Origin of the sequence: Streptomyces sp. NBC_01335, assembly GCF_035953295.1 — a bacterium.
Lineage (GTDB): Bacteria > Actinomycetota > Actinomycetes > Streptomycetales > Streptomycetaceae > Streptomyces.
On sequence record NZ_CP108370.1, the window covers coordinates 1,830,607 to 1,856,555 of the forward strand.

The window sequence follows — 25,949 nt, forward strand, 5'->3', positions numbered from 1 at the left end:
CTCACCATGCGAGAGAAATCCACCGGGCCCGAATCGACCCAACTCCCCAGCGCACCTCAAGCTTTCCTCAACTCATAACAAGACAGTCACATCCTTGCCCACACCCGTCCACGATCCCACTGCCTACGCCTAGAGTCACCGCCAGTCACCGCGCCGCCGGGCGCGGCAGCAGCACGCCCCTGTACCCATCACGTACGGCTTGGCGAACGACAGGCACCTCAACGGAGGAGGCCGCGCCAGGGAAAGGACTTTTCGTGCGACACCGTTCTTTGCTCATACTCACCGCAGTGCTCACCACCGGAGCACTCACCCTCACCGCCTGCGGGTCGCGCGACGACAAGGGCAGCAGCGACGGCGCGAGCGGCAGCGGTGAGAACCAGACCGTCGTCATCGGCCTCGACGCCCCCCTGACCGGCGACCTCTCCGCCCTCGGCCTCGGCATCAAGAACTCCGCCGACCTCGCCGTCAAGACGGCGAACAAGGAGAAGACGGTCCCGGGCATCACGTTCGAGCTCCAGCCCCTCGACGACCAGGCGCAGCCCTCCGTCGGCGGCCAGAACGCCCAGAAGTTCATCGGCAACAAGGACCTCGTCGGCGTCGTCGGCCCGCTCAACTCCAGCGTCGCCCAGTCGATGCAGAAGCCCTTCGAGGACGCCAGCCTCACCCAGGTCTCGCCCGCCAACACCGGCACCGAGCTGACCCAGGGCGACAACTGGAAGGACGGCGACGCGGCGAAGAAGCGTCCGTTCAAGACGTACTTCCGCACCGCCACCACCGACGCCATCCAGGGCGCCTTCGCCGCGAACTACCTGTTCAAGAACGCGGGCATCAAGGACGTCTACCTGATCGACGACCAGAAGACCTACGGCGCCGGCCTCGCCGCCTCCTTCAAGACGACCTTCACCGGCCTCGGTGGAAAGATCGTCGGCAGCGACCACGTCAACCCCGACGACCGCGACTTCAACTCCGTCGTCACCAAGGTGAAGAGCTCCGGCGCCAAGGCCGTCTACTACGGCGGTGAGTACCCCGCCGGCGCACCCCTGAGCCAGCAGCTCAAGGACAGCGTCCAGATCCCGCTCATGGGCGGCGACGGCATGTACAGCGCCGACTTCATCAGCCTCAACAAGAAGGCCCAGGGCGACATCGCCACCTCGGTCGGCAAGCCCGTCGAAGAGCTCGACTCCGCCAAGAAGTTCATCGCGGACTACTCGGCAGCCGGCTACAAGGACGCCTACGAGGCGTACGGCGGCGGCACCTACGACGCCACCTGGTCCATCATCGAGGCCGTCAAGATCGTGGCCGCCGAGAACGACGGCAAGCTCCCCGCCGACAGCCGCGAGAAGGTCCTCGCCGCCATGGCCAAGGTCCAGTTCGACGGCGTCACCGGCCCCGTCGCCTTCGACCAGTTCGGCGACACCACCAACACCATGATGACCGCCTACCAGGTCGACGGCGGCAAGTGGGTCTCCAAGCTCAGCGAAGCCGTCACCAAGTAACCCCCGAAAACTCCCCACTTCGGTCGCCCCCGGGCAACCGGACCGCGCGGGAGCGCCACCAGCGCTCCCGCGCGTTGCCATATCCGAACCACTCCAACGGAGGCCCTGCGGTGCACGAACTGCCGCAACAGCTGGCCAACGGACTCATCCTCGGCGCGATGTACGGACTCATCGCGATCGGCTACACGATGGTCTACGGAATCATCCAGCTCATCAACTTCGCACACGGCGAAATCTTCATGATCGGAGGCTTCGGGGCGCTCACCGTGTACTCCTGTATGCCCTCCGGCTGGAACCTTCTCGCCGTCATCCCCCTCATGATCATCGGCGGCGTGATCTGCTCCGTCGCCGTCAGCGTCGCCGCCGAGCGCTTCGCCTACCGGCCCCTGCGCAACGCCCCCCGCCTCGCCCCCCTCATCACCGCGATCGGCCTCTCCCTCGCCCTCCAGCAGGCCGTCTGGATGTGGTACCCGGACGCCAAGGCCGACCGCTCCTTCCCCCAGTTCAAGGGAAGCGCCTTCGACCTCCTCGGCGCCCACGTCCAGCGCGGCGACCTCTTCGTCCTCGTCGCCGCACCCGTCTGCATGCTCGCCCTCGGTCTCTTCGTCTCCAAGACCCGCGCCGGCCGCGGCATGCAGGCCACCTCGCAGGACCCCGACACCGCCAAGCTCATGGGCATCAACACCGACCGCATCATCGTCATGGCCTTCGCCATCGGTGCCGCGTTCGCCGCCGTCGCCGCCGTCGCCTACGGGCTCAAGAACGGCCAGATCGGCTTCAAAATGGGCTTCCTCATGGGCCTCAAAGCCTTCACCGCCGCCGTACTCGGCGGCATCGGCAACATCTACGGCGCCATGCTCGGCGGCGTCGTCCTCGGCCTCGCCGAAGCACTCGCCACCGGCTACATGAGCGACGTCCCCGGCATGGAACTCTTCGGCGGCGGCGCCTGGAAGGACGTGTGGGCCTTCGTGCTCCTCATCGTCGTCCTGCTGCTGCGGCCACAAGGGCTGCTCGGCGAACGCGTCGCGGATCGGGCGTGACAGCGATGACCACACACACCAACCGCGCGCCCCTCAACCTGCCCCCCGCGACCGCCCGCGCCCTCACCATCGCCGGCACGGCCATCGCCTTCGCAGGCACCTTCCTCGCCTGGACCTGGACCGACGAGTTCCCCGGCGACCTCACCGTCACCGGCTACCCCGGCGGCCTCCAGCTCCTCACCCTCGTCGGCTCCCTCATCACCCTCCTCCTCGCCCTCTCCGGATACGGCCTCCGAGGACTTCGCTGGCTCACCCCCGGCGGCACCAACGCCTCCGTGCGCTACGCCGCACTCGCCGTCCTCGCCACCACCGGCTACGCCGTCGGCGCCATCACCGTCGACCTCGGCGGCATCGTCAACCTCGAACCCGGAGCCTGGGTCAGCCTCGCCGGCGCACTCGTCGCCGCGCTCGCCGCCTTCGGCCTCCCCGCCGACCAAGCGCTCGCCGACGAGAACCCCAGTGGCCTCGCCGTCCTCGGCAACAGCCTCACCGCCCCCGCGCCGACCCGCGCCCGCGAACTCCCCTCCTGGGCCGAGATCCTCATCATCGCCACGTCCTTCGGCGTCGCCCTGTACCTCTTCTCGTTCATCATCGACACCGAGTACACCGAACTCTTCATCGGCTCACTGCTCAGTTTCGGCTTCGGCTTCACCGCCCTCCACCGCGCCGGCCTCATCGGCCGTCTCACCGCGCTGACGGTCAAGCACCGCAACGTCACCCTCACCTCCGCCCTCGTCGCCGCCTTCTGCTTCCCCTTCACGCAGTCCACCGGGGAATACACGCTCATCGGCACGAACATCCTCATCTTCGCGGCCGTCGCCCTGGGCCTCAACGTCGTCGTCGGCCTCGCCGGCCTCCTCGACCTCGGATACGTCGCCTTCCTCGGCGTCGGCGCCTACACCTCGGCCCTCGTCTCCGGCGCGTCCGCCTCCGCGATCGGCATCCACTTCCCCTTCTGGGCAGCGGCCCTCACCGGAGCGGGCGTCTCCCTGGTCTTCGGCGTCTTCATCGGCGCCCCCACCCTGCGGCTGCGCGGCGACTACCTCGCCATCGTCACCCTCGGCTTCGGAGAGATCTTCCGCGTCACCGTCAACAACCTCAACGGCAACAGCGGACCCGACCTCACCAACGGATCCCAGGGCATCCCCTCCATCCCCGACCTCGACATCCTCGGATTCGCCTTCGGGGAGAGCCACGACATCGGCCCCTTCAGCCTCAGCAGGTCCGCCAACTACTTCCTGCTGATGCTCCTCGTCACCGCCGTCGTCATCCTCGTCTTCCGCCGCTCCGGGGACTCCCGCATCGGCCGCGCCTGGGTCGCCATCCGCGAGGACGAGACCGCCGCCACCGCGATGGGCATCAACGCCTTCCGGCTCAAGCTCCTCGCCTTCGCCCTCGGCGCCACCCTCGCCGGCCTCGCCGGTACCGTCCAGGCCCACGTCAACTACACCGTGACGCCCGAGCAGTACCAGTTCGCCGGCGCCGTACCCCCGAACTCCGCCTTCCTCCTCGCCGCCGTCATCCTCGGCGGCATGGGCACCCTCAGCGGACCCTTCGTCGGCGCCGCACTGCTCTACCTCATCCCGGCCAAGCTCCAGTTCATGCAGGACTACCAGCTGCTCCTCTTCGGCATCGCACTCATCCTGCTGATGCGCTTCCGCCCCGAAGGCCTCATCGCCGACCGCCGCAAGCAACTCGAGTTCCACGAAGCCGACGAGAACGATCCGACCGGCCAACGCGACCTACCCGAACCACGGCAGCCCGAGGGAACCGGCGCCGGCATCGCCAAGGCGGGGGCGTGACCACCATGACCACCACCACGAACACCACCGAGAACGCCGGAGCCCCCGCCACAGGCGGCACCGTCCTCGACGCCACAGGCGTGACCATGCGCTTCGGCGGCCTCACCGCCGTACGCGACGTCTCCCTCACCGTCGACAGCGGCGAGATCGTCGGCCTCATCGGCCCCAACGGCGCCGGAAAGACCACCTTCTTCAACTGCCTCACCGGCCTCTACGTCCCCACCGAAGGCACGGTCCGCTACAAGGGCACCGTCCTGCCGCCCAAGCCCCACCTCGTCACCCAGGCAGGCATCGCCCGCACCTTCCAGAACATCCGGCTCTTCGCCAACATGACCGTCCTGGAAAACGTCCTCGTCGGCCGCCACACCCGCACCGACGACGGACTCTGGTCCGCCCTCCTGCGCCTCCCCAGCCACACCCGCGCCGAGAAGGCCAGCCGCGAACGCTCCATGGAACTCCTGGAGTTCATCGGCCTCGCCCACAAGGCCGACCACCTCGCACGCAACCTCCCCTACGGAGAACAGCGCAAGCTGGAAATCGCGCGCGCCCTCGCCAGCGACCCCGGGCTCCTCCTCCTCGACGAGCCCACCGCCGGCATGAACCCGCAGGAAACCCGCGTCACCGAAGAGCTCATCTTCGCCATCCGCGACCAGGGCATCGCCGTACTCGTCATCGAGCACGACATGCGCTTCATCTTCAACCTCTGCGACCGCGTCGCCTGCCTCGTCCAGGGCGAGAAGCTCGTCGAAGGCACGCCCAGCACCGTCCAGGGCGACGAACGCGTCATCGCCGCCTACCTCGGCACCCCCTTCGAAGGAGCCCCCGGCGCCGACGAGGTCGCCGAGGTCGAGGCCGCCGAGACCCAGGCCGGCCACGGCACAGCCGCGGAGAGCACGACCGCAGCCAGCACCACCGCGGAGACCACCGCCGCGGAGAGCACCACCGCCGAGGAGGAAACCTCATGACCGCGCTCCTGGAAGTCGAGGACCTCCGCGTCGCCTACGGCAAGATCGAGGCCGTCAAGGGCATCTCCTTCAGCGTCGAGGCCGGCCAGGTCGTCACCCTCATCGGCACCAACGGCGCCGGAAAGACGACGACCCTGCGCACCCTCTCCGGGCTCATCAAACCGGTCGGCGGACGCATCCTCTTCGACGGGAAACCCCTCACCGACGTCCCCGCCCACAAGATCGTCGCCCTGGGCCTCGCCCACTCCCCCGAGGGACGCCACATCTTCCCCCGGCTGACGATCACCGAGAACCTCCTCCTCGGCGCCTACCTGCGCAACGACAAGGCAGGCATCGAACAGGACGTCCAGCGTGCCTACGACCTCTTCCCCATCCTCGGGGAACGCCGCAAGCAGTCCGCCGGAACCCTCTCGGGCGGCGAGCAGCAGATGCTCGCCATGGGACGCGCCCTGATGTCCCGGCCCAAGCTCCTCATGCTCGACGAGCCCTCCATGGGCCTCTCCCCGATCATGATGCAGAAGATCATGGAGACCATCGTCGAACTCCGGGCCTCCGGTACGACGATCCTCCTGGTCGAGCAGAACGCCCAGGCCGCCCTCTCCCTCGCGGACCAGGGCCACGTCATGGAGATCGGCAGGATCGTCCTCTCCGGCACCGGAGCCAACCTCCTGCACGACGAATCGGTCCGCAAGGCGTACCTCGGCGAGGACTGACCCTCGCACACCCGCGCACGTACGCAGCAGAGCCCGCACCCCGAGCGATCGGGGTGCGGGCTCTGCTGCGTACAGAGGCGTACGGGACAGCGGGCGTGCGCAGGCGCACCGGGAGAGAGGACGAGAACGGCGAGCCGCTACTCGGCCGTCTTCTTCTTCTCCTCGGCGTCCGCGATCAGCGCTTCGGCCAGCTGCTGCATGGAAAGCCGCCGGTCCATCGAGGTCTTCTGGATCCAGCGGAACGCGGCCGGCTCGGAGAGGCCGTAGTCCGTCTGCAGGATGCTCTTCGCCCGGTCGACCAGCTTCCGCGTCTCCAGCCGCTGCGCCAGGTCCGCGACCTCGTTCTCCAGCGCCCGCAGCTCGGCGAAACGGGACACCGCCATCTCGATGGCGGGGACGACGTCACTCTTGCTGAACGGCTTCACGAGGTACGCCATCGCCCCGGCGTCGCGGGCCCGCTCCACCAGATCGCGCTGGGAGAACGCGGTGAGCATGAGAACCGGCGCGATGGACTCCTCCGCGATCTTCTCGGCCGCGGAGATCCCGTCGAGCACCGGCATCTTGACGTCGAGGATGACCAGGTCGGGCTTGTGCTCGCGGGCCAGCTCGACGGCCTGCTGGCCGTCTCCGGCCTCGCCGACGACCGCGTACCCCTCTTCCTCCAGCATCTCCTTGAGGTCCAGGCGGATGAGCGCTTCGTCCTCGGCGATGACGACGCGGGTCGTCAGCGGCGGAACGTGCGACTTGTCGTCGTCGACGGCGTCTGCGGGCTCGGGCGACTCGGGCGTGGTCACGGGGGCTCCTCGGTAAGGACAGGGGTACTGCTCCCAAGAGCCTACCTAGCAGCGCGCGAGGCCGGTCACCCGGTACACTCCTCGGCAGTAACCCTGGCCGGGTTGGTGGAATGGCATACACGGATGTCTCAAACACATCTGCCCGAAAGGGCTTGCGGGTTCGAATCCCGCACTCGGCACACAGCTCCGTAAGCGGATGTTCACCTTCTCGTGAACATCCGCTGTTTCATGTCCTTCGGCGGTCGCCGCATCTGATCGTGGTGGGATGAATGTCCACAGTTCAGAGATCCGGCACACCGCCCTCACCCTGCTACGGGGCGGAGCCAGGAACGCCGACGTCGCCAGGAAGCTCGACGTCCCCGCGGGCACGATCAGCTACTGGAAGCACACGGACCGCGCCAGGCGGGGCGAGTGCCCGGGACGGCATGCCCCGAAGTGCCACCGGTGCGACGGCACGCCGCTCGACGCCGTCGCGTACGCCTATCTTTTGGGCTTATACCTGGGCGACGGGCACATCAGCCAGGCTCCCTCGCACCGCGTGACCAGCCTCATCGTCACCCTCGACGACGCCTGGCCCGGTCTGCAGGACGCGGCCGAGGCCGCGATGCGCAGGGTCTTCCCCGAGAACACCACCTGCCGGGTCCGGAAGACCGGGTGCCACAACATCAAGGTCTACTCCAAGCACCTGCCCTGTCTCTTCCCCCAGCACGGCCCCGGCAAGAAGCACGAGCGCCGCATCGCCCTCGACCCCTGGCAGCGGGAGATCGTCGCCGCGCACCCCTGGGAGCTGGTGCGCGGGCTGGTCCACTCGGACGGCTGCCGCGCCACGAACTGGACCACGCGGCTCGTCGGCGGGGTGCGGAAGCGGTACGAGTATCCGAGGTACTGGTTCACCAACGTCTCGGACGACATCCGGCGGCTCTACACGGACACGCTGGACGTGCTCGGGGTGGAGTGGAAGCACTGCGACCGGGCGGGACGGCGGTACAACGTCTCCGTCGCCCGACGGGCGTCCGTCGCGCTCATGGACGCGCACGTCGGGCCGAAATACTGAAGCGGACTACTTCGGACTGTCGTCCTCGCCCACGTGGTGCACGCGGACCAGGTTGGTCGAGCCCGCGACGCCGGGCGGGGAGCCGGCGGTGATGACGATGACGTCGCCCTTGGCGCAGCGGCCGATGCGCAGGAGCTCCTCGTCGACCTGGGCGACCATGGCGTCGGTGGATTCGACGTGCGGGCCGAGGAAGGTTTCGACGCCCCAGGTGAGGTTGAGCTGGGCGTGGGTGGCGGCGTCGGGGGTGAAGGCGAGGAGGGGGATGGGTGAGCGGTAGCGGGAGAGTCGTTTGGCGGTGTCGCCGCTCTGGGTGAAGGCGACGAGGAATTTCGCGCCGAGGAAGTCGCCCATTTCGGCGGCGGCGCGTGCGACGGCGCCGCCCTGGGTGCGGGGCTTGTTCCGGTCGGTGAGGGGCGGCAGGCCCTTGGCGAGGATGTCTTCCTCGGCGGCTTCGACGATGCGGGACATGGTGCGCACGGTCTCGATGGGGTACTTGCCGACGCTGGTCTCGCCGGAGAGCATCACCGCGTCGGTGCCGTCGATGATCGCGTTGGCGACGTCGGAGGCTTCGGCGCGGGTGGGGCGGGAGTTGTCGATCATCGAGTCGAGCATCTGGGTGGCGACGATGACGGGTTTGGCGTTGCGTTTGGCGAGTTTGACGGCCCGCTTCTGGACGATGGGGACCTGTTCCAGGGGCATTTCGACGCCGAGGTCGCCGCGGGCGACCATGATGCCGTCGAAGGCGGCGACGATGTCGTCGATGTTCTCGACGGCCTGGGGTTTCTCGACCTTGGCGATGACGGGGAGGCGGCGGCCTTCCTCGGTCATGATGCGGTGGACGTCGACGGCGTCCTTTCCGCTGCGTACGAAGGAGAGGGCGATGACGTCGGCGCCGATGCGCAGGGCCCAGCGGAGGTCGTCGATGTCCTTCTCGGAGAGGGCGGGGACGGAGACGGCGACGCCGGGGAGGTTGAGGCCCTTGTGGTCGGAGACGACGCCGCCTTCGAGGACGGTGGTGCGGACGTGGGGGCCTTCGACGGCGGTCACTTGGAGGGTGACGCGGCCGTCGTCGACGAGGATGCGCTCACCGGGGGTGACGTCGGCGGCGAGGCCGTCGTAGGTGGTGCCGCAGATGTTCTTGTCGCCGTCGGCGAGGGGTTCGACGGTGATGGTGAAGGTGTCTCCGCGTTCGAGGAGTACAGGGCCTTCGCCGAAGTGTCCGAGGCGGATCTTCGGGCCTTGGAGGTCGGCGAGGACGCCGACGCTGCGGCCGGTCTCCTCGGAGGCTTTGCGGACGTGGTGGTACCGCTGTTCGTGCTCGGCGTAACTGCCGTGGCTGAGGTTGAAGCGGGCGACGTCCATTCCCGCTTCGACCAGGGCTTTGATCTGGTCGTACGAGTCGGTCGCGGGTCCCAGGGTGCAGACGATTTTCGCTCGGCGCATGGTTCGAGCCTAGACCTTACCTACGGGTAGGTAATTGGCTCCGATTGACTGCCCAACGCCCTTTCAGTTGAGGGAAGTTGACAGAGTCGAATTGCGCGGCGGGTTGCTCCGACGAGCGTTTTCCGGGGGTGCCGGTGACGACTCCGCCGGGCATGCGGGGAGTTCGGGGGGACTTCCGGGTGCCCCGGAGGCCGGACCATCGTCCGGATGTTCCGTCAGGGACAGGCGTTCGTGCGCAGACGGTCACCAGATCGAAATGTGAACAGGGTGTTCTGTATGCGCCGGGTGCGTCAGAATCTACGCGCGTCATGAACGTGGAACGACCTGGCCGGGCGCCGGTCGCACGCGTCGTCCGAGTGAACGAGGAGTCAAGAGAGATGCCGTTGAACCGCAGGACGTTTCTGGGCCGTTCGGCAGCCGCAGGTGCGGGTGCCGCTCTGGCGGGCGGACTTGTCGCGGGAGAGGCCCAGGCCGCGGCTTCGGGCCACGGACAGGGTCACGGGCACGGCGAGAGCCACGGGAAGCGGTACTCGTTCACCGTCATGGGGACGACGGACATGCACGGCAATGTCTTCAACTGGGACTACTTCACTGACAAGGAGTACGACGACGCCGCGCACAACGACGTCGGCCTGGCGAAGATCTCGACGATGGTGGACCAGATCCGCGGGGAGCGGGGGCGTGGCAACACGCTGCTGATCGACGCCGGTGACACCATCCAGGGCACCCAGCTTTCGTACTACTACGCGAAGATCGACCCGATCACCGCGAAGCGCGGTCCGGTGCACCCGATGGCGCAGGCGATGAACGCGATCGGTTATGACGCGGCGGCGCTCGGAAATCACGAGTTCAATTACGGCATTCCCGTGCTGCGGAAGTTCGAGGAGCAGTGCGACTTCCCGCTGCTCGGCGCGAACGCGCTGGACGCGAAGACGCTGAAGCCGGCGTTCGCCCCGTACGTGATCAAGAAGCTGCGCACGCCGCACGGCAAGGACGTGCGGGTGGCGGTGCTGGGTCTGACCAACCCGGGCATCGCGATCTGGGACAAGGCGAACGTGAGCGGGAAGATGGTGTTCCCGGGCCTTGAGGAGCAGGCCGCCCACTGGGTGCCGAAGCTCCGCTCGATGGGCGCGGACGTCGTGATCGTCTCGGCGCACTCGGGCACGTCGGGCACGTCGTCGTACGGCGACCAGCTTCCGTACGTGGAGAACGCGGCCGGTCTGGTGGCGGAGCAGGTGCCGGGGATCGACGCGATCCTGGTGGGTCACGCGCACTCGGACATTCCCGAGTACTTCGTGACGAACAAGGAGACGGGCAAGCAGGTCGTGCTCTCGGAGCCGGCGAAGTGGGGTCAGCGTCTGACGCTGTTCGACTTCGACCTGGTGTGGGAGAAGGGCCGTTGGACGGTGGAGAAGGTCGGCGCCCAGGTGCTGAACTCCAACACGGCCGCCGAGGACAAGAAGATCACGCGGCTCCTGAAGGACGAGCACGCGAAGGTGGTGGCCTATGTGAACCAGGTCATCGGTACGTCGGTGTCCGCGATGTCCACGGTGGAGGCGCCGTGGAAGGACGAGCCGATCATCGACCTGATCAACCAGGTCCAGGCGGAGACGGTGAAGGCGGCTCTGGCGGGCGGGGAGTTCGCGTCGCTGCCGGTGCTGTCGCAGGCGTCGTGCTTCTCGCGTACGGCCTCGATCCCGGCGGGCAACGTCACGATCAAGGACGCGGCGGGTCTGTACCCGTTCGAGAACACGCTGGAGGCGCGGGTCATCACGGGCGCCCAGGTGAAGGACTACCTGGAGTTCTCGGCCCAGTACTACGCGCAGACGGCGGCGGGTGCCGCGGTGGACACGTCGAAGCTGACGAACGCGGGCGGTACGCCGGACTACAACTACGACGCGCTGTCGGGCGTGACGTACGACATCGACATCGCGAAGCCGGTGGGTTCGCGGATCGTCGGGCTGTCCTTCGAGGGTGCGGCGATCGACCCGGCCGCGAAGTTCGTGCTGGCGGTGAACAACTACCGGGCGAGCGGTGGCGGCAACTTCCCGCACGTTCCGGCCGCGCAGCAGGTGTGGGCGAACTCGGACGAGATCCGGAACACGATCATCGCCTGGGTGACGGCGAAGGGCGAGATCGACCCGGCGGAGTTCGCCACGGTCGGCTGGCGTCTGACGCGGGACGGCGTTCCGGTGTTCTAAGGCGTGTTGTGACAGTCTCGCCCGACCGGCGGCGCCCGGCACGCACGCTTTAGCCGTGTTGTGAACACGCCCTGGTACTCCAGTCGTACTTCGCGATCCGGTTCGACGGCCTTCGGGGTCGTCGGCCCCGGCCGGATCGCGGAGGGCGGCGGATGGGCGAGCGCACGGTCTGGTTGGGCGAGCGCGCACAGGGCCTGCGCTCGCTCTTCAAGTCCCTTGCCCTGCCCGGCGGTTCGGCGCAGTCGAGGTCGTCCCCGTGGGCCGGGACCATGGCGTCGGGTGTGATCGGCCGCCGTCCGGTGCAAGGGGGAAGCCGGGTCCGCCCCTTCGGGCACCCATCGTGCCCCGTGGCTTCCTGCCCTGGCACCGATGGCGCGTTTAGCGTCCACGGGTGAACCTCTGGACCTCCCTCGAACCTGCCTCCGCGACCGTGGACCCGGGTGACAGTACGACCGTGCGGTTGCGTCTGCGCAACACCGGTGACGTGGTGGACGAGTACCGTTTCGAAGTGGTGGGCTCACTCGCCCCCTGGGCTCTCGTGGAGCCGCCGTCACTGCGGTTGTTCCCGGGGACGACAGGAACGGTCGAGGTGACGTTCTCCCCGCCGCGCACGCCGGACGCGGCGGCCGGTCCTCATCCTTACGCGGTGAAGGTCACGCCGACGGAGCATCCGCAGGCCACCACGGTTCCGGAGGGGAACCTCACCGTCACCCCGTTCACGGAGATGCGGGCGGAGCTGGTGCCGCCGACGGTGAAGGGCCGTTTCCGTGGACGGCCCGGGCTGGCCGTGGACAACCTGGGCAACACCAAGCTGACGGCGTCGGTGCGCGGCAGCGACAACGGTGACCAGCTGTCGTACGACATCCGTCCGAGCAACGTGCAGATCGAGCCGGGCCGCGCCGCGTTCCTGAAGGCGACGCTGAAGCCGCGGCAGATCAAATGGTTCGGCTCCAAGGAGGACCGGCCGTACACGCTGGCGGTGCAGCGGTCGGGTAGCGCGCCGCTGGACGTGGCGGGCACGTACGTGCAGGGGAGTGTCCTGCCGCGCTGGGTGGCGGCCTTCATGAGCCTTCTCCTCGCCCTGGTGATCGCGTTCGTGATGGCCTGGCTCACCTACAAGCCCCAGGTCGACAGCACCACCACTGAAAAACTCCAGGAGGCCGCCGGCACGTTGGCGCCCCCTCCCTCGCCGGCCCCCGAGGCCCCGAAGACGACGCCCGCCGCGCCCGTCACGGCACCCCCGGCCGCCGCCGCGACGCAGGAGGCGGACGAGGACGGGGGTGGGGCCGGAAACGGTGGTTCCGAGGAGAAGGAGACCGAACCCCAGGAGCGGACCGCGGCGACCCTGGTCCGGCAGAAGGCCGCGGAGGAACCGGACAAACCGCACATCTGCTACCGCGTCCACGTGAGGGACCGCGACTGGTCCGACGCGGTGTGCGACGGCGACACGGCGGGCACGGAGGGATCGGGGGAGCAGATCACCTCCGTCGACATCGCGGTGTCCGGAATCAATGGCACGGCCGGCCGCGCACAGGTCTACAACCCCGAGGGAACCGGGACCGAGCAGTACTTCCCCGACCCCTGGTCGGAAGCCGTGGACGGCACCGACAACTACCTCGGCAGCACCGAGAAGGACGCCCCCTACATGCGGGGGTTCACGATCCAGGTCGACCACGCCGAGAGCGCCGTCTGCCAGAGCGCGTACATCCACGACGCCGACTGGCTCCCCACGGCATGCGACAACCCCGGCGACAAGCTCGAACTCACCTACGCCGGCGCCCAGGCCAACGACCTGTGGTTCGAAGCGGTGAGACTCACGGTGTGATCCGCCGTTTGCCGTCCGCCTGCTCCGGGCTCGGCGGCGGGGGCCTTCCTGGGTTCACCGGGAGATGCGCGCGACCGGCGGGGCCGAGAAGGAGGCAGCCGGTTCCAGGGGGTTGTTCGTACGCAGGTGCAGGGGCGGTCGCTCCGGCTTTCGGGCCGGGGTGGCCGCCCTTTCGTGTGGTGTGCCGGTGGGTGGGTCAGGTGTTCTGGCGCAGCGGGGCGATGCGCGGGTTCTGCGGGGGGACGGCGGGGTGGGGGGTGAGGCCGAAGGTGGTGAAGGCGGTGCGGTCGGGGAGCGGGTAGGGGGTGGTGCCGGTGAGGTGGTTGAGGATGGTGGCGCTGCGGTGGGCGGCGAGGCCGAGGTCGGGGGCGCCGACGCCGTGGGTGTGGCGTTCGGCGTTCTGGACGTAGATGTTGCCGGTGATGGCGGGGTCGAGTTCGAGGCGGTGGTGGAGGTCGACCCGGGGGCGGCCGGCGGTGTCGCGGCGGATGTGAGGGGCGAGGGTGCCGAGGAGGGTGTCGAGGGGGCGTTCGCGGTAGCCGGTGGCGAGGACGACGGCGTCGGTGGTGTGGCGGGTGCGGGTGCCCTGCTCGATGTGTTCGAGGTGGAGTTCGAGGCGTTTGTCGGCGAGGCGGCCGGCGGTGCGTACGGAGACGCCGGGGGTGAGGGTCGCGTCGGGCCAGCCGCCGTGGAGGGTGCGGCGGTAGAGCTCGTCGTGGATGGCGGCGATGGTGTCGGTGTCGATGCCCTTGTGGAGTTGCCACTGCCGGGTGACGAGGCGGTCGCGGGTCTGCTCGGGGAGCTCGTGGAAGTAGCGGGTGTAGTCGGGGGTGAAGTGTTCGAGGCCGAGTTTGGAGTATTCCATCGGGGCGAACGCGGGGGTGCGGGCGAGCCAGTGGAGCTTTTCGCGGCCGTGGGGGCGGGCGCGCAGCAGGTCGAGGAAGATCTCGGCGCCTGACTGTCCTGAGCCGATGACGGTGATGTGTCCGGCTCCGAGGAGTTCTTCGCGGTGGTCGAGGTAGGCGCCGGAGTGGATGACGGGGGCGTCGTCGGATGCGGCGAGGGGTTCGAGGGGTGCGGGGATGTGGGGTGCGGTGCCGATGCCGAGGGCGAGGTGGCGGGTGTGGGCGCGGCCGAGGGCTTCGGTCTCTCCGTCGGGGTCGAGTTGGGTGAAGTCGACTTCGAAGAGGGCACGTTCGGGGTTCCAGCGGATGGCGTCGACGTGGTGGCCGAAGTGGAGTCCGGGGAGTTGGTGGGTGACCCAGCGGCAGTAGGCGTCGTATTCGGCGCGCTGGATGTGGAAGCGCTCGGCGAAGTAGAAGGGGTAGAGGCGGTCGCGGGTGCGGAGGTAGTTGAGGAAGGTCCAGGGGCTGGTGGGGTCGGCGAGGGTGACGAGGTCGGCGAGGAAGGGGACTTGGAGGGTGGCACCTTCGATGAGGAGGCCGGGGTGCCAGTGGAAGTCGGGGCGTTGGTCGTAGAAGGCGGTGCTCAGCGGGGCGTGGGGTGGGTGGAGGCGGTGGGCGAGGGCGGCGAGGGAGAGGTTGAAGGGGCCGATGCCGATGCCGATGAGGTCGTGGGGCCGGCGGGTGCCGGGGGTGGTGCGGTCGGTCATCGGTGGGTGCAGCCTTCCGTGAGTTCGGCGCTGAGGCGGGTGACGTGGGCGAGCAGGGCGGTGAGGTCGGTGGGGGTGGTGCGGGGGTTGAGGAGGGTGACTTTGAGCCAGAGCCGGTCGTCGGCGCGGGCGCGGCCGAGGACGGCGTGGCCCTGGTCGAGGAGGGCGCGGCGGAGGGTGGCGACGGTGCGGTCGTCGGCGTCGGTGGGGCGGAAGAGGACGGTGCTGATGGTGGGGGGTGCGTGGAGTTCGAGGCCGGGGGTGCGGGTGATGAGGTCGGCGAGGTGGTGGGCGGCGGCGAGGGTGCGGTCGATGAGGTCGGCGAGTCCGTCGCGGCCGAGGGCTTGGAGGGTGACGGCGATTTTGAGGGCGTCGGCCCGTCGGGTGGTGCGCAGGGAGCGGCCGAGGGTGTCGGGGATGCCGGCTTCGGTGTCGTCGTCGGCGTTGAGGTAGGGGGCGAGGTGGTGGAGGGGTGAGAGGTGGTGGTGGTCGGGGACGGCGAGTATGCCGGCGGGGGCGGGCTGCCAGCCGAGTTTGTGGAGGTCGAGGGTGACGCTGTGGGCGCGGTGGAGGCCGTGGACTTTGGCGCGGTGGGTGGGGCTGAGGAGGAGGGTTCCGCCGTAGGCGGCGTCGATGTGGAGTTCGGCGCCGTGGGTGTCGCAGAGGTCGGCGATGGCGGTGAGGGGGTCGATGGCGCCGCTGTCGGTGGTGCCGGCGGTGGCGGTGACGAGGTGGGGGCCGGGGGTGGTGGTGAGGGCGTGGTGGAGGGCGGTGAGGTCCATGGTGCCGTTGGGGGCGGGGACGACGTGGGGTGCGGGGAGGCCGAGGAGCCAGGCGGCGCGGGTGATGCTGTGGTGGGCGTTGGCGCCGTGGATGGTCTGGACGGGGCCGTGGCGTTCGCGGGCGAGGAGGAGGGCGAGTTGGTTGGCTTCGGTGCCGCCGGTGGTGATGACGGCGTCGGGGTGGGGGTGGTGGGGGTAGATCTCGCGGGCGAGGGTGTCGGTGAGTTCGGTTTCGAGGGTGGTGGCGGCGGGTGCCTGGTCCCAGGAGTCCATGGAGGGGTTGAGGGCTGAGGCGGCGAGGTCGGCGGCTGCGGCGAGGGCGAGGGGCGGGGTGTGGAGGTGGGCGGCGCAGTGGGGGTGTGCGGGGTCCGCGGCGCCTTCGGCGAGGGCGGTGACGAGGGTGCTCAGGGCGTGGTGGGCGCCGGTGCCCTGGTCGGGGAGGAGGGGGCCGATGGCGTGGCGGGTGCGGGCGGTGGTGGCGGTGGGGCCGCCTGCGGGGAGGGGGCCGGCGCGGCGGGTGGCGCCTTCGTGGAGGGCGGCGAGGACGGTGTCGAGGAGGGGGCGGAGGTGGTCGGGGCCCGTGGTGCCGCCGGCGAGGGGTGGGGTGGTGGACATGGGTGTGGGCTGCCCCTTCGTTGGTGTGGTGGCGGTGGACGTGCGGGCGTCTCTTTGTTCGGGTTGCGGTTGGGCCGCCCGGTCCAACGATGCCGACCCTAAAGGGGTATGGGCGTGTGGCGCGGCGCACGCGTACGTATTCGCCATCGCAGTACGGAAGTTCGAGCCGGTCCAGTACGCGTCGAGGGGTGGCGGAGATGCGCAGGCACACACCGTTCCCGTCAACTGTCGTCGTCTGCAAGCTTGTTCACGGGCGGGGCCGGACATGGCCGCGCCCGGCGCCCCCCGGGTGGAGGGGCGCCGGGCGCGTGGGTGCTGAGGGTCAGTGGGTGTCGCGTACGGCCAGGGCGCGGCGCAGGTCGTCGAGTTCGTCGACGAGCTTGCGCCGGAGGGCGGGGGTGAGGGTGTCGTCTTCGAGGGCGCGGTGGCCGAGTGCGAGCGCGTCGGCGTCCACGTCGTACGCGGGGAAGGCGGCGCGGCCGGCGGCGGTGGCGATGGCGGGGCCCCGGCGGGCGGCGAGGGCTGCGGCGTCGGGGTAGTAGCGGGCGACGTAGTCGCGGGTGAGGCCGGTCTGTTCGGGCTGCCAGAAGCCCTGGGCGGTGGCGGTGAAGAGGTAGTTGGACAGGGTGTCGTCGTGGAACAGGGACTGCCAGGCGGCGGCCTTGGCCTCGGGGTCGGGCAGGGCGGCGCGGCAGCGGGCGGCGCCTTCCTGGCCTGCGGCGCTGGCGTCCTGGGCGAGTTCGGCGGCGATGGCGGTCTCGTCGGTGGCGCCGAGGACGGCGAGGCGGGTGAGGACGCGCCAGCGCAGTTCGGGGTCGAGTTCGGGGCCGCCGGGTGCGGTGCCGTCGGCGAGCCATTCCCGGAGGGTGTCGGGCTGGGTGGCGGCGTCGATGAGGTGGCGTACGGCGACGAGGCGCAGCCCGGGGTTGCTGCCGTCCTCGGTGCGGCGGACGAGGTCGCGGCAGAGGTCGGTGAGGGTGGCGAGGGCGGCGGGGCGCTCTTCGGGGGTGAGGTAGCGGTCGGTGAGGAGGGCGGCGAAGCCGAGGACGCCCTGGGCGAGGGCGAGGTCGGTCTCGTGCGGGAGGTGGGTGCGGGCGAGGGCGAGGTGGGCGGTGGGGTGGAGGTCGCCGTCGCGGACCATGTCGCGGGCGGTGTTCCAGATGACGGCGCGGGTGAGGGGGTCGGGGATGCCGGAGAGGCCGTGTTCGACGGCGGTCCAGGAGGCGGGGTCGAGGCGGACCTTGGCGTAGGTGAGGTCGTGGTCGTTGGGGACGACGAGGACGGGGCGCCGGCCGGGGAGGGTGAGGGGTTCGCCGGTGCCGGGGACGTCGGTTTCGACGCGGTCGCGCAGGACGAGGCGGTCGGGTCCGGTGCCGAGTTCGTGGTCGTAGAGGCCGACGGCGATGCGGTGGGGGCGGCTGCCGAGGTGGTCGACGGCGAGGGTCCACTCGTTGCCGCGCTCGTCGACGCGGGCGGTGAGGGTGTCGGGGCCGGTGGTGCGCAGCCAGGTGTCGGCCCAGCCGTGGACGTCGCGGTCGGTGGCGGAGGCGAGGTTGTCGATGAAGTCGGCGAGGCCGGCGTTGGCGAACTTGTGACGGGCGAAGTGGGCGTTGATGCCGGCGAGGAAGTCCTTCTCGCCGATCCAGGCGACGAGTTGGCGGAGTGCGGAGGCGCCCTTGGCGTAGGAGATGCCGTCGAAGTTGACGAGTGCGGAGGCGGTGTCGGGGACGGCGGCGGGGTCGGGGGCGACGGGGTGGGTGGAGGGGCGCTGGTCGGCGTCGTATCCCCAGCCCTTGCGGGCGACGCCGAAGTCGACCCAGGTGTCGGTGAAGCGGGTGGCTTCGGCGATGGTCTGGTAGCCCATGTATTCGGCGAAGGACTCGTTGAGCCAGATGTCGTCCCACCAGCTGAGGGTGACGAGGTCGCCGAACCACATGTGCGCCATCTCGTGGGAGATGACCATGGCGCGGGTCTGGCGTTCGGTGTCGGTGACGGCGGAGCGGTAGACGAACTCGTCGCGGAAGGTGACGAGTCCGGGGTTCTCCATGGCGCCGGCGTTGAACTCGGGGACGAAGGCCTGGTCGTAGGAGTCGAACGGGTAGGGCTCGTCGAACTTCTCGTGGTAGCGGTCGAAGCAGGCGCGGGTGGTGTCGAGGATCTCGTCGGCGTCGGCGTCGAGGTAGGGGGCGAGGGAGCGGCGGCAGTGGATGCCGAAGGGGATGCCGGCGTGTTCGGTGGTCACGGAGTGCCAGGGGCCGGCGGCGACGGCGACGAGGTAGGTGGAGATGAGGGGGGTGGGGGCGATGGTCCAGCGGCCGTCGCCGGTGGGGGTGGAGATGCCGTTGCCGAGGACGTTCCAGCCGTCGGGGGCGGTGACGGTGATCTCGAAGACGGACTTGAGGTCGGGCTGGTCGAAGGCGGGGAAGACGCGCCGCACGTCGTCGAGGAAGAGCTGGGTGTAGACGTAGCTCTCGCCGTCGGTGGGGTCGGTGAAGCGGTGCATGCCCTCGCCGGTGCGCGAGTAGCGCATGGTGGCGTCGACGCGGAGCTCGTGGGGGCCGGCCGTGAGCCCGGTGAGGGGGTAGCGGTCGTCGGCGAGGAGGGCGGGGTCGAGGGGCTGTCCGTCGAGGCTGAGCGCGTGCAGTGCCGCGGGCTCGACCTCGATGAACGTGTCGCCGGCGGTGCGTGCGGTGAACCGGATGGCGGTGCGGGACGTGAAGGTCTCGTCGCCGGTGGTGAGGTCGAGGGCGATGGTGTATCGCTGGACGTCGATGGTGCGGGCTCGGGTCTGCGCTTCGTCGCGCGTCAGTACGGACATTTCTCCATGCTGCCGTACGGCTCCGAGGGCGTGCGACGGGGTTCTCCCGGGGCGGGTCGTACGGGCGGGCTGCCCGTACGACCCGCCCGTCGGGGACCTCGGGGGCGGGTCACGCCTCCTGCGGGTCGCCGCTTCCGGCCTCGCGGTCGCCGCCGGTCGTCTCCTCCGCGATCCGCTCGTGGTGGCGGATCACCTCGGCGACGATGAAGTTGAGGAGCTTCTCCGCGAAGGCCGGGTCGAGTTTGGCGTTGCCGGCGAGCTGGCGGAGCCGCTCGATCTGCCGCGCCTCGCGCGCCGGGTCGGCGGGCGGGAGCTGGTGAGCGGCCTTCAGGTGTCCCACTTGCTGGGTGCACTTGAACCGTTCGGCGAGCATGTGGACGACGGCGGCGTCGATGTTGTCGATGCTCTCGCGCAGCCGGTTCAGTTCTGCGCGTACGGACGGATCGATGTCGTTCATGGTCGACGAGCTTAGACGTAGCGCGCCGGCGGGTGGGCGCCGGTGGGTGGTACCGGCCCGGGGCGCCGGGAGGCACCTCACGAGGGCCGGCCCTCGCCCGCCCGGGCCGTCGCCCCGTACGGTGGAAGGCGGGCGGCGGGGGCCGCCCACCGGGGGGGGTGGGGGCGTGGCGGAGAACGGCCGGACCGGGGGCCCGGTGGTGCGTGGGTTTCCGCATCTGGACACCGTCAGGGCTTCGATCACCGCGCTGTACCGGCGGATGGGCGGCGCGGGTGTGCGCGCGTACGCGGGGAGTCTGCCGGGGGCCGAGGTCGCGTTCGGGGACGCGGAGGAGTTGTACGGGGGCGCGCAGCGGGTGGCCCGGGCGGCGGTGGCGCACCTGCGGCTGCCCGACGCCCGCATGATCGTCGGTTTCCGCCGGATGGAGCATGCGGCGACCGTCGAACTCGCGGCGGGGCCAGAGTACTTCGTGGAGCTCAACGACCGGTTCCGTTCCAACCGGCGCGATGTCGGTGCCGCGTTGGTGCACGAGGTCACCCATGTGCTGTTGCACCGGCTGGGGTTGGAGTTCTCCGGGATCCGGGAGAACGAGATACTGACCGACACGGTGGCGGTGTATCTCGGCGCGGGCTGGCTGCTGCTGGACGCGTTCCGCGAGGATGCGCTGACCCGCCAGAAGCTGGGGTACCTGACGCCGGAGGAGTTCGGTTACGTGCTGGCGAAGAGGTCGCTGGCGTTCGGCGAGGACCCCTCGCCGTGGTTCACCAGCCCGGGGGCGTACCAGGCGTACACCGAGGGCCGGTCGAGGGCGCTGCGGGATCTGCGGGTGCCGCCGTTGCGGGCGGCGGGCGGGATGAGCCGGATGCGGTACGCCCGGGACCGGCACCGGGCGGTGGCGGCGCCCGGCGCTCCGTACGCCTTCGAGGGCGGCGGTCCGGAGCGGCGGGTGCTGTTCGACTGCCCGACGTGCCATCAGCGGCTCCGGCTGCCGCTGCGCGGTCCGGTCCGGGCGGGCTGCGGGGTGTGCGGGACGCGGTGGGCGTGCGACACGTGAACCAGAAGGCGGTCCGGCCGGTCAGACGACCGGGGCGGGCGGGGTCCAGCGCCGGGTGCGGGGGACGGCGGTGGAGAGGCCGTAGTCCTTCTTGAGGTGTTCGGGGATCGCGTAGTGCATGACCCGGCCCCGGGTGAGCGAGGAGAGTTCGAACAGGGTGGTGAGGTGGCCGAGGCGGTCCAGGGCCCACGCGCCCAGGGGTGAGCGGTCCTCGATGGTCTCCAGTACGTTCATCAGGGCGGGCGCGGCCTTGACGACGGTGTCCCAGGGGGTGCGGGCGACGCCGAGCCAGTCGGCGCAGGTGTCCCCGATCAGGTGGCGGATCAGCGCGGAGACGACCGGGTCCAGCAGGGTTCCGGGGACCACCTCCTCGTACAGGTCGATCAGCTGCCGGGTGAGGGCGACTCCTTCGTCGCTGGGGCCCATGTGCCGGGTCATGTAGAGGTCGGAGAAGGCGCGGGCCTGGGCGAGGTCCTTGGGGGCGTGTTCCTGGTCGACGCCGAGCATCGCGCCGACGACGCGCCAGGCGTAGTGGTAGGCCCCCGCGCCGTCGACGCTCATGTGGATGCCGAGCCGGTGCAGGGCGTCCAGCACCTGCATCGAGAACATCATCTGCCCGCCGATCATGTCCTCCTGGCAGATCGGCGTACCGAGGGCCTCCGTGTCCCAGCGGCCCTCGCGCCGCAGGTGGTAGCGGATGGAGGCGTGCAGCAGGCGGACTTTCTGGGCGGCGGGGAGGAAGCGTCCGCCGGCTTCGAAGGCGTCGGGCTGCATGAGGTAGACGGTGAACTGTCCGGTCTCCGCCATGCGTTTGGAGGGGTAGTTCAGCGAGTGCGTCGCCGACAGGAGCTTCGCGATGTGCGGGACGACGTAGCAGGCGGGCATGGCGGCGAAGGAGAGGGCGGTGGAGATGTGCACGTTGTTGTCGATGAAGAAGAGCCGCGCCTTCTCCATCTCCTCCCAGTCGACCCAGGAGGGCGGGCTGCTGGTCTCGTGGAGGTACGCGCGGGCGACGTCCGGCAGCCCGTCCGGGAGGGGCTGTCCGGCCACGGAGACGTACCGCATCAGGGTGTTGAACTTCCCCGTCTCGCCGCGCTCGAAGAGGGTGGTGACCGTGGCGTCGGCGAGTTCGTCGCCGCACTGGCGCAGCGCGTCCATGGACTGCTCGGTCGGGTACACGGGTGGCTCCTCGGGGTGGGGGTGGATCGGCGGGGGCGTCAGGCGGGGCGGGCGGTGACCGCGGTGGCCAGGTGGGCGAGGGCGGCGTGCGCGGGTGCGGGGAGGCCGGCGCCGTCGAGCGCCCGGGTGGCGAGGGAGACCCGGTCGCCGATCATGCGCTCGACGCGGGCGCGGGCACCGGTGGACTCCACGACGGCGCGTACGAGGCCGAGTTGGGCGGCGGTGAGGCTGCCTCGCCCGAGGAGCCGGGAGAGTGCGCGGCGCTCGGCGGGGCCGGCCGCGGCGAGGGCGTGGGCGATCAGCGCGGTGGGGCGGGCACCGGTGATGTCGTCCGTGTTGGCCTTGCCGGTGTGCTCCGGTTCGCCGAACAGGCCGAGGAGGTCGTCGCGGAGCTGGAACGCCTCGCCGAGCGGCAGCCCGTAGTCGGTGAAGGCGTCGCGCAGGGCCGCGTCGCCGCCGCCGAGCACGGCACCGATGTGCAGGGGGTGTTCCACGGTGTACTTGGCGGTCTTGTACCGGATCACCTTCAGCGACTGCCGTACGTCGGGCGGTTGGGCGGTGCGCAGGATCTCCAGGGCCTCTCCGGCGACGAGTTCGCGCGCCAGCACGCCCCAGAGAGGGCGGGCCCGGGCCAGGTAGGCGCCGGGCAGGCCGCAGCCGGTGAAGAGCTGTCCGGCCCAGGACATCAGCAGGTCTCCGGCGAGCATCGCGAGCGAGGCGGCGCGCGGGTTCACCCGGGTGCCCCGGGTGACGGCGGAGCGCAGGGCGACGTGGGCGGTCGGCAGGCCGTGCCGCAGCCGGCTGTCGTCGATGATGTCGTCGTGGACGACGGCCGCCGCGTGGACGAGTTCCATGGCGGCCGCCGCCCGGACCATCGCCTCGCTGTCCGGCTGCCGCGCCGCCCGCCAGCCCCAGTAGCAGAACGCCGACCGGAGCCGTTTCCCGTGGGCGGTGGCGTCGGACAGGACGGCCGCGAGCGGGGCGAGGTCCTCGTCGACGGCGAGCAGCGCCTCGGTCTCCGCGTCGGTGAACCGCCGCAGCTCCCGGTCCACCCGGGCCCGCAGCGCGGCGAGCTCCGACGGCTCGGGGGTGGCGGGGGCGGGGCTGGCCGCCGAGGACGCGACGGCGGTGGGCGTGGCGGCGATGGGCGCGGCGCAGGCGGCGGACGCGGCGGGGGCGTGCCGCCTGGGCCTGGGCAGGGGTACGGCGTGGGCCGGCGGCCCGGGCGCGGCCGGCCCGGGGGCGAGGCGTACGGGCTCAGGCACCGGGCCCGCCCGCGCCCCGGGTACGGGCGTGGCGCGCGAGGATCTCCAGGTGCGCGGGGCCGGTGCCCACCCTGTCCAGCGCCAGGCGGCCGCGCGCCCTGAGGTCCTGCTCCCCCTGCTGGGCGAGGTCTCCCAGGTCGGAGCGGCCGAACAGACCGCGCGCGGCGGTCCAGGCCGCGCCGCAGGTGGCCAGGGCCAGATCGGCCAGACCGGCGGCGAGCAGGACCGGCCCGCTCCCGCCGTCCTCCCGGGTCTCCGATGTCATGTGTGCCCGCCCCTCCCGTACGGCGCGCCGTCGCTCCGGCGCCGCTCCGGTGGGCAGGCTGCCCCGGCGAAGGGCGGCGGAAGCACCGGCCACCCCATGTGATGATCGTTCGTTCGCCCGTACTACTCCGGGGCCGGCGCCCGCCCTGGGCGCTCCCCCGTGTGCGCCTGCGCTCCCCCGCACAGCACGACGCCCGGTCCGGAGAACCGGACCGGGCGTCGCCCTGGTCACTGAGCCGTGCGGCCTCGCCGCACGGCTGCCTTACGCGGCGCGGCGGCTGCGGGGCGCTCCCCCACCGTTGCCGCCGTTGCCCCGGCCCGCCCCGGCGGGACGGCCGGAGCCGGTGCCGGTACGGCCCGAGCCCGTGCCCGTACGGCCGGAACCGGTGCGGCCGGCGCTCGCGCCCGTACGCCCGGCGCCCGCACCGCGGGCCTCGCCGCGCTGCGCCCCGGCGGAGGCTCCGCCGCGACCGCCGCCGTTGCCCGTGCCGCGTGCGCCGCCGGTGGTGCCGGTGGTGGTGCTCGTGCCTCCGGCGCCGCCCGCGCCGCCCCGGCGACCGCGGCCGCGGCTGCCCGAGCGGGTGGTGGCGCCGGTGGTGCCCGCCTGGCCGCCGGAGCGGGTGCGCTGCTTCGGCGGGGTCGGCTGGGGCACCTCGATGACGACCGCGATGCCGGAGGGCTCGCGGGCGCCGGTGATCCGGCTGAGCTCCGGGTCGCTGGAGGTGATGCGGGTGGTGTGCGGGGCGATGCCCGCGTCCTGCATGAGGCGGGTCATGTCCCGCTTCTCCTCGGGCAGCACCAGCGTGACGACGCTGCCGGACTCGCCGGCGCGCGCGGTGCGGCCGCCTCGGTGGAGGTAGTCCTTGTGGTCGGTGGGCGGGTCCACGTTGACGACGAGGTCGAGGTCGTCGACGTGGATGCCGCGGGCCGCCACGTTGGTCGCGACGAGCGCCGTGACCTGGCCGTCCTTGAACTGGTCCAGGGTGCGGTTGCGCTGCGGCTGGGACCGGCCGCCGTGCAGGGCGGCGGCGCGGACACCGGCGGCGAGCAGGCGCTTGGCGAAGCGGTCGGCGGCACGCTTGGTGTCGACGAACATGATCACGCGGCCCTCGCGGGCGGCGATCTTCGTGGCGACGGCCTTCTTGTCGGTGTCGTCCAGCACGTGCAGCACGTGGTGCTCCATCGTGGTGACGGCGCCGGCCGACGGGTCGACGGAGTGCACGACCGGGTCGGTCAGGAACATCTTGACCAGCCGGTCGATGTTCTTGTCCAGGGTGGCGGAGAACAGCATCCGCTGGCCGTCCGCCTCGACCTGCTTGAGCAGGGCGGTGACCTGCGGCATGAAGCCCATGTCGGCCATCTGGTCGGCCTCGTCGAGGACCGTGATGGAGACCTCGTCCAGGCGGCAGTCGCCGCGCTCGATGAGGTCCTTCAGCCGGCCCGGAGTGGCGACGAGCACCTCGGCGCCGCGCCGGAGCGTGGCGGCCTGCTTGGTGAGGGACATCCCGCCGACCACGGTCGCCAGGCGCAGGTTCACGGAGGTGGCGTACGGCGTAAGCGCGTCGGTCACCTGCTGGGCGAGCTCGCGGGTCGGAACCAGCACGAGGGCCAGCGGGGCGCGGGGCTCGCTGCGGCGTCCGGCGGTACGGGCCAGCAGCGCGAGGCCGAAGGCCAGCGTCTTGCCGGAGCCGGTGCGGCCGCGGCCGAGGATGTCCCGGCCGGCGAGCGAGTTCGGCAGGGTGGCGCCCTGGATCGGGAAGGGGTCGGTGACACCCTGCGCGGCCAGCGTCTTCAGCAGCGCTGCGGGCATGTCCAGCTCGGCGAACGCCTCGACGGCGGGCAGAGCGGGGGTGAGGGTCTCCGGCAGGGCGAACTCGCCGCCCTGCGGAGCGGCGGGACGGCGGCGCGCGGGAGCCTTGCCGGCTCCCCGGCGGGCGGGGGCGGCCTGGGACTGGGCGCGGCCCCGTCCACTCGGCTGACGGTTGCCGGCCGGGCGGTCCTGGCGTTCGAAGCGGGTCATACGGAATTTCCCTCCTGGGGGATTCCTGGGTCGCTGCGACATGCTCTTCGGACCGCTTTCATGTGCGCCCCAGGATGCGGCACATGGCGGGTGCTCCGGTGACAGGACGTCCCGGAGACAGCACAAACCGGGGCCCGCACCGTGAAGGTGCGAGCCCCGGCTGCGAGGTACGCGTCCGGCCGAATTAGGCGGGGACGATGTTCTCCGCCTGCGGGCCCTTCTGGCCCTGCGTGACGTCGAAGGAGACCTTCTGGCCCTCCTGGAGCTCACGGAAGCCCGAGGTGGCGATGTTGGAGTAGTGGGCGAAGACGTCGGCGCCGCCGCCGTCCTGCTCGATGAAGCCGAAGCCCTTTTCCGAGTTGAACCACTTCACGGTTCCAGTAGCCATGTCATTCTCCTAAAAGAGGTGCAGTGCCGAGAATCCGCACTTTACGAATTCCAAGTCGCCGCATTGAGCCCCATCCGGAGAAAGCCGGAAAACAATAATGCGCCTGAGGAAGCATTCCCGTCAGGCGCACATAAAGTTCATGGGTACCAAAACTGCAACTGG

General features: G+C 70.6%; 20 protein-coding genes and 1 tRNA gene. 10 read left to right on the forward strand and 11 right to left on the reverse strand.

The window, feature by feature from the left end; translation table 11 throughout:
• Positions 1 to 269: 269 nt before the first annotated feature.
• The 5 genes from OG599_RS07520 (at position 270) to OG599_RS07540 (ending at position 6,016) form a co-directional block, all read left to right on the forward strand.
• Positions 270 to 1,496: a branched-chain amino acid ABC transporter substrate-binding protein gene (locus OG599_RS07520; RefSeq protein WP_327179954.1), complete on the forward strand. Its 1,227-nt coding sequence runs from the start codon at positions 270 to 272 to the stop codon at positions 1,494 to 1,496.
• Positions 1,497 to 1,606: 110 nt separating this feature from the next.
• Entirely contained in the window at positions 1,607 to 2,536 is a 930-nt protein-coding gene (locus OG599_RS07525) for a branched-chain amino acid ABC transporter permease (protein WP_327175168.1), read from the forward strand.
• 5 nt (positions 2,537 to 2,541) lie between these two features.
• Positions 2,542 to 4,338 carry a branched-chain amino acid ABC transporter permease gene (locus tag OG599_RS07530; RefSeq protein WP_327175169.1) on the forward strand — a complete coding sequence of 599 codons (1,797 nt, stop codon included), beginning with the start codon at positions 2,542 to 2,544 and terminating at the stop codon, positions 4,336 to 4,338.
• A gap of 5 nt (positions 4,339 to 4,343) precedes the next feature.
• Positions 4,344 to 5,303: an ABC transporter ATP-binding protein gene (locus tag OG599_RS07535; protein WP_327179955.1), complete on the forward strand. Its 960-nt coding sequence runs from the start codon at positions 4,344 to 4,346 to the stop codon at positions 5,301 to 5,303.
• Positions 5,300 to 6,016: an ABC transporter ATP-binding protein gene (locus tag OG599_RS07540; RefSeq protein WP_327175170.1), complete on the forward strand. Its 717-nt coding sequence runs from the start codon at positions 5,300 to 5,302 to the stop codon at positions 6,014 to 6,016. The genes OG599_RS07535 and OG599_RS07540 overlap by 4 nt, the downstream gene beginning before the upstream one ends.
• A gap of 137 nt (positions 6,017 to 6,153) precedes the next feature.
• Here the strand turns inward: OG599_RS07540 and OG599_RS07545 are convergent, their stop codons facing one another.
• Complete coding sequence (locus OG599_RS07545; protein ID WP_327175171.1) at positions 6,154 to 6,810, reverse strand: ANTAR domain-containing response regulator; 657 nt, start codon at positions 6,808 to 6,810, stop codon at positions 6,154 to 6,156.
• A gap of 96 nt (positions 6,811 to 6,906) precedes the next feature.
• Here OG599_RS07545 and OG599_RS07550 point away from each other — a divergent pair.
• A tRNA-Leu gene (locus OG599_RS07550) sits at positions 6,907 to 6,989 on the forward strand.
• Positions 6,990 to 7,075: 86 nt separating this feature from the next.
• Positions 7,076 to 7,864: a helix-turn-helix domain-containing protein gene (locus OG599_RS07555; RefSeq protein ID WP_327175172.1), complete on the forward strand. Its 789-nt coding sequence runs from the start codon at positions 7,076 to 7,078 to the stop codon at positions 7,862 to 7,864.
• Positions 7,865 to 7,870: 6 nt separating this feature from the next.
• On the opposite strand, the gene pyk is transcribed toward OG599_RS07555, so the two are convergent.
• Positions 7,871 to 9,307 (reverse strand): pyruvate kinase, encoded by a 1,437-nt coding sequence (pyk, locus tag OG599_RS07560; protein WP_327175173.1) that lies wholly within the window; start codon positions 9,305 to 9,307, stop codon positions 7,871 to 7,873.
• Positions 9,308 to 9,684: 377 nt separating this feature from the next.
• Here pyk and OG599_RS07565 point away from each other — a divergent pair, with 377 nt between their 5' ends.
• A complete protein-coding gene (locus tag OG599_RS07565) occupies positions 9,685 to 11,508 on the forward strand; it encodes a bifunctional metallophosphatase/5'-nucleotidase (protein ID WP_327175174.1) in 1,824 nt (607 codons plus the stop codon).
• Between the two features lie 391 nt (positions 11,509 to 11,899).
• Positions 11,900 to 13,333 (forward strand): hydrolase, encoded by a 1,434-nt coding sequence (locus OG599_RS07570; protein WP_327175175.1) that lies wholly within the window; start codon positions 11,900 to 11,902, stop codon positions 13,331 to 13,333.
• A 196-nt stretch (positions 13,334 to 13,529) separates the two neighbouring features.
• Here OG599_RS07570 and OG599_RS07575 read toward each other — a convergent pair whose 3' ends face one another.
• The 4 genes from OG599_RS07575 to OG599_RS07590 form a co-directional block, all read right to left on the reverse strand.
• Positions 13,530 to 14,945, reverse strand: a complete 1,416-nt coding sequence (locus OG599_RS07575; RefSeq protein ID WP_327175176.1) for a lysine N(6)-hydroxylase/L-ornithine N(5)-oxygenase family protein — start codon at positions 14,943 to 14,945, stop codon at positions 13,530 to 13,532.
• A complete protein-coding gene (locus OG599_RS07580; RefSeq protein WP_327175177.1) occupies positions 14,942 to 16,342 on the reverse strand; it encodes a pyridoxal phosphate-dependent decarboxylase family protein in 1,401 nt (466 codons plus the stop codon). The genes OG599_RS07575 and OG599_RS07580 overlap by 4 nt, the downstream gene beginning before the upstream one ends.
• Before the next feature lie 322 nt (positions 16,343 to 16,664).
• Entirely contained in the window at positions 16,665 to 19,160 is a 2,496-nt protein-coding gene (pepN, locus tag OG599_RS07585; RefSeq protein ID WP_327175178.1) for an aminopeptidase N, read from the reverse strand.
• A gap of 109 nt (positions 19,161 to 19,269) precedes the next feature.
• On the reverse strand, positions 19,270 to 19,617 hold the full coding sequence (locus OG599_RS07590; RefSeq protein WP_327175179.1) for a chorismate mutase: 348 nt from the start codon (positions 19,615 to 19,617) through the stop codon (positions 19,270 to 19,272).
• A 166-nt stretch (positions 19,618 to 19,783) separates the two neighbouring features.
• Here OG599_RS07590 and OG599_RS07595 point away from each other — a divergent pair, with 166 nt between their 5' ends.
• Positions 19,784 to 20,671 (forward strand): hypothetical protein, encoded by an 888-nt coding sequence (locus tag OG599_RS07595; protein WP_327175180.1) that lies wholly within the window; start codon positions 19,784 to 19,786, stop codon positions 20,669 to 20,671.
• Positions 20,672 to 20,692: 21 nt separating this feature from the next.
• Here OG599_RS07595 and OG599_RS07600 read toward each other — a convergent pair whose 3' ends face one another.
• The 5 genes from OG599_RS07600 to OG599_RS07620 form a co-directional block, all read right to left on the reverse strand.
• Positions 20,693 to 21,829: an oxygenase MpaB family protein gene (locus OG599_RS07600; RefSeq protein WP_442809663.1), complete on the reverse strand. Its 1,137-nt coding sequence runs from the start codon at positions 21,827 to 21,829 to the stop codon at positions 20,693 to 20,695.
• A gap of 59 nt (positions 21,830 to 21,888) precedes the next feature.
• Entirely contained in the window at positions 21,889 to 22,914 is a 1,026-nt protein-coding gene (locus OG599_RS07605; protein ID WP_327179956.1) for a polyprenyl synthetase family protein, read from the reverse strand.
• Positions 22,915 to 23,107: 193 nt separating this feature from the next.
• Positions 23,108 to 23,380, reverse strand: a complete 273-nt coding sequence (locus OG599_RS07610) for a polyprenyl synthetase (protein ID WP_327175182.1) — start codon at positions 23,378 to 23,380, stop codon at positions 23,108 to 23,110.
• Positions 23,381 to 23,641: 261 nt separating this feature from the next.
• On the reverse strand, positions 23,642 to 25,399 hold the full coding sequence (locus OG599_RS07615; RefSeq protein WP_327175183.1) for a DEAD/DEAH box helicase: 1,758 nt from the start codon (positions 25,397 to 25,399) through the stop codon (positions 23,642 to 23,644).
• 184 nt (positions 25,400 to 25,583) lie between these two features.
• Positions 25,584 to 25,787 (reverse strand): cold-shock protein, encoded by a 204-nt coding sequence (locus OG599_RS07620; protein WP_003969786.1) that lies wholly within the window; start codon positions 25,785 to 25,787, stop codon positions 25,584 to 25,586.
• Positions 25,788 to 25,949: the final 162 nt, after the last annotated feature.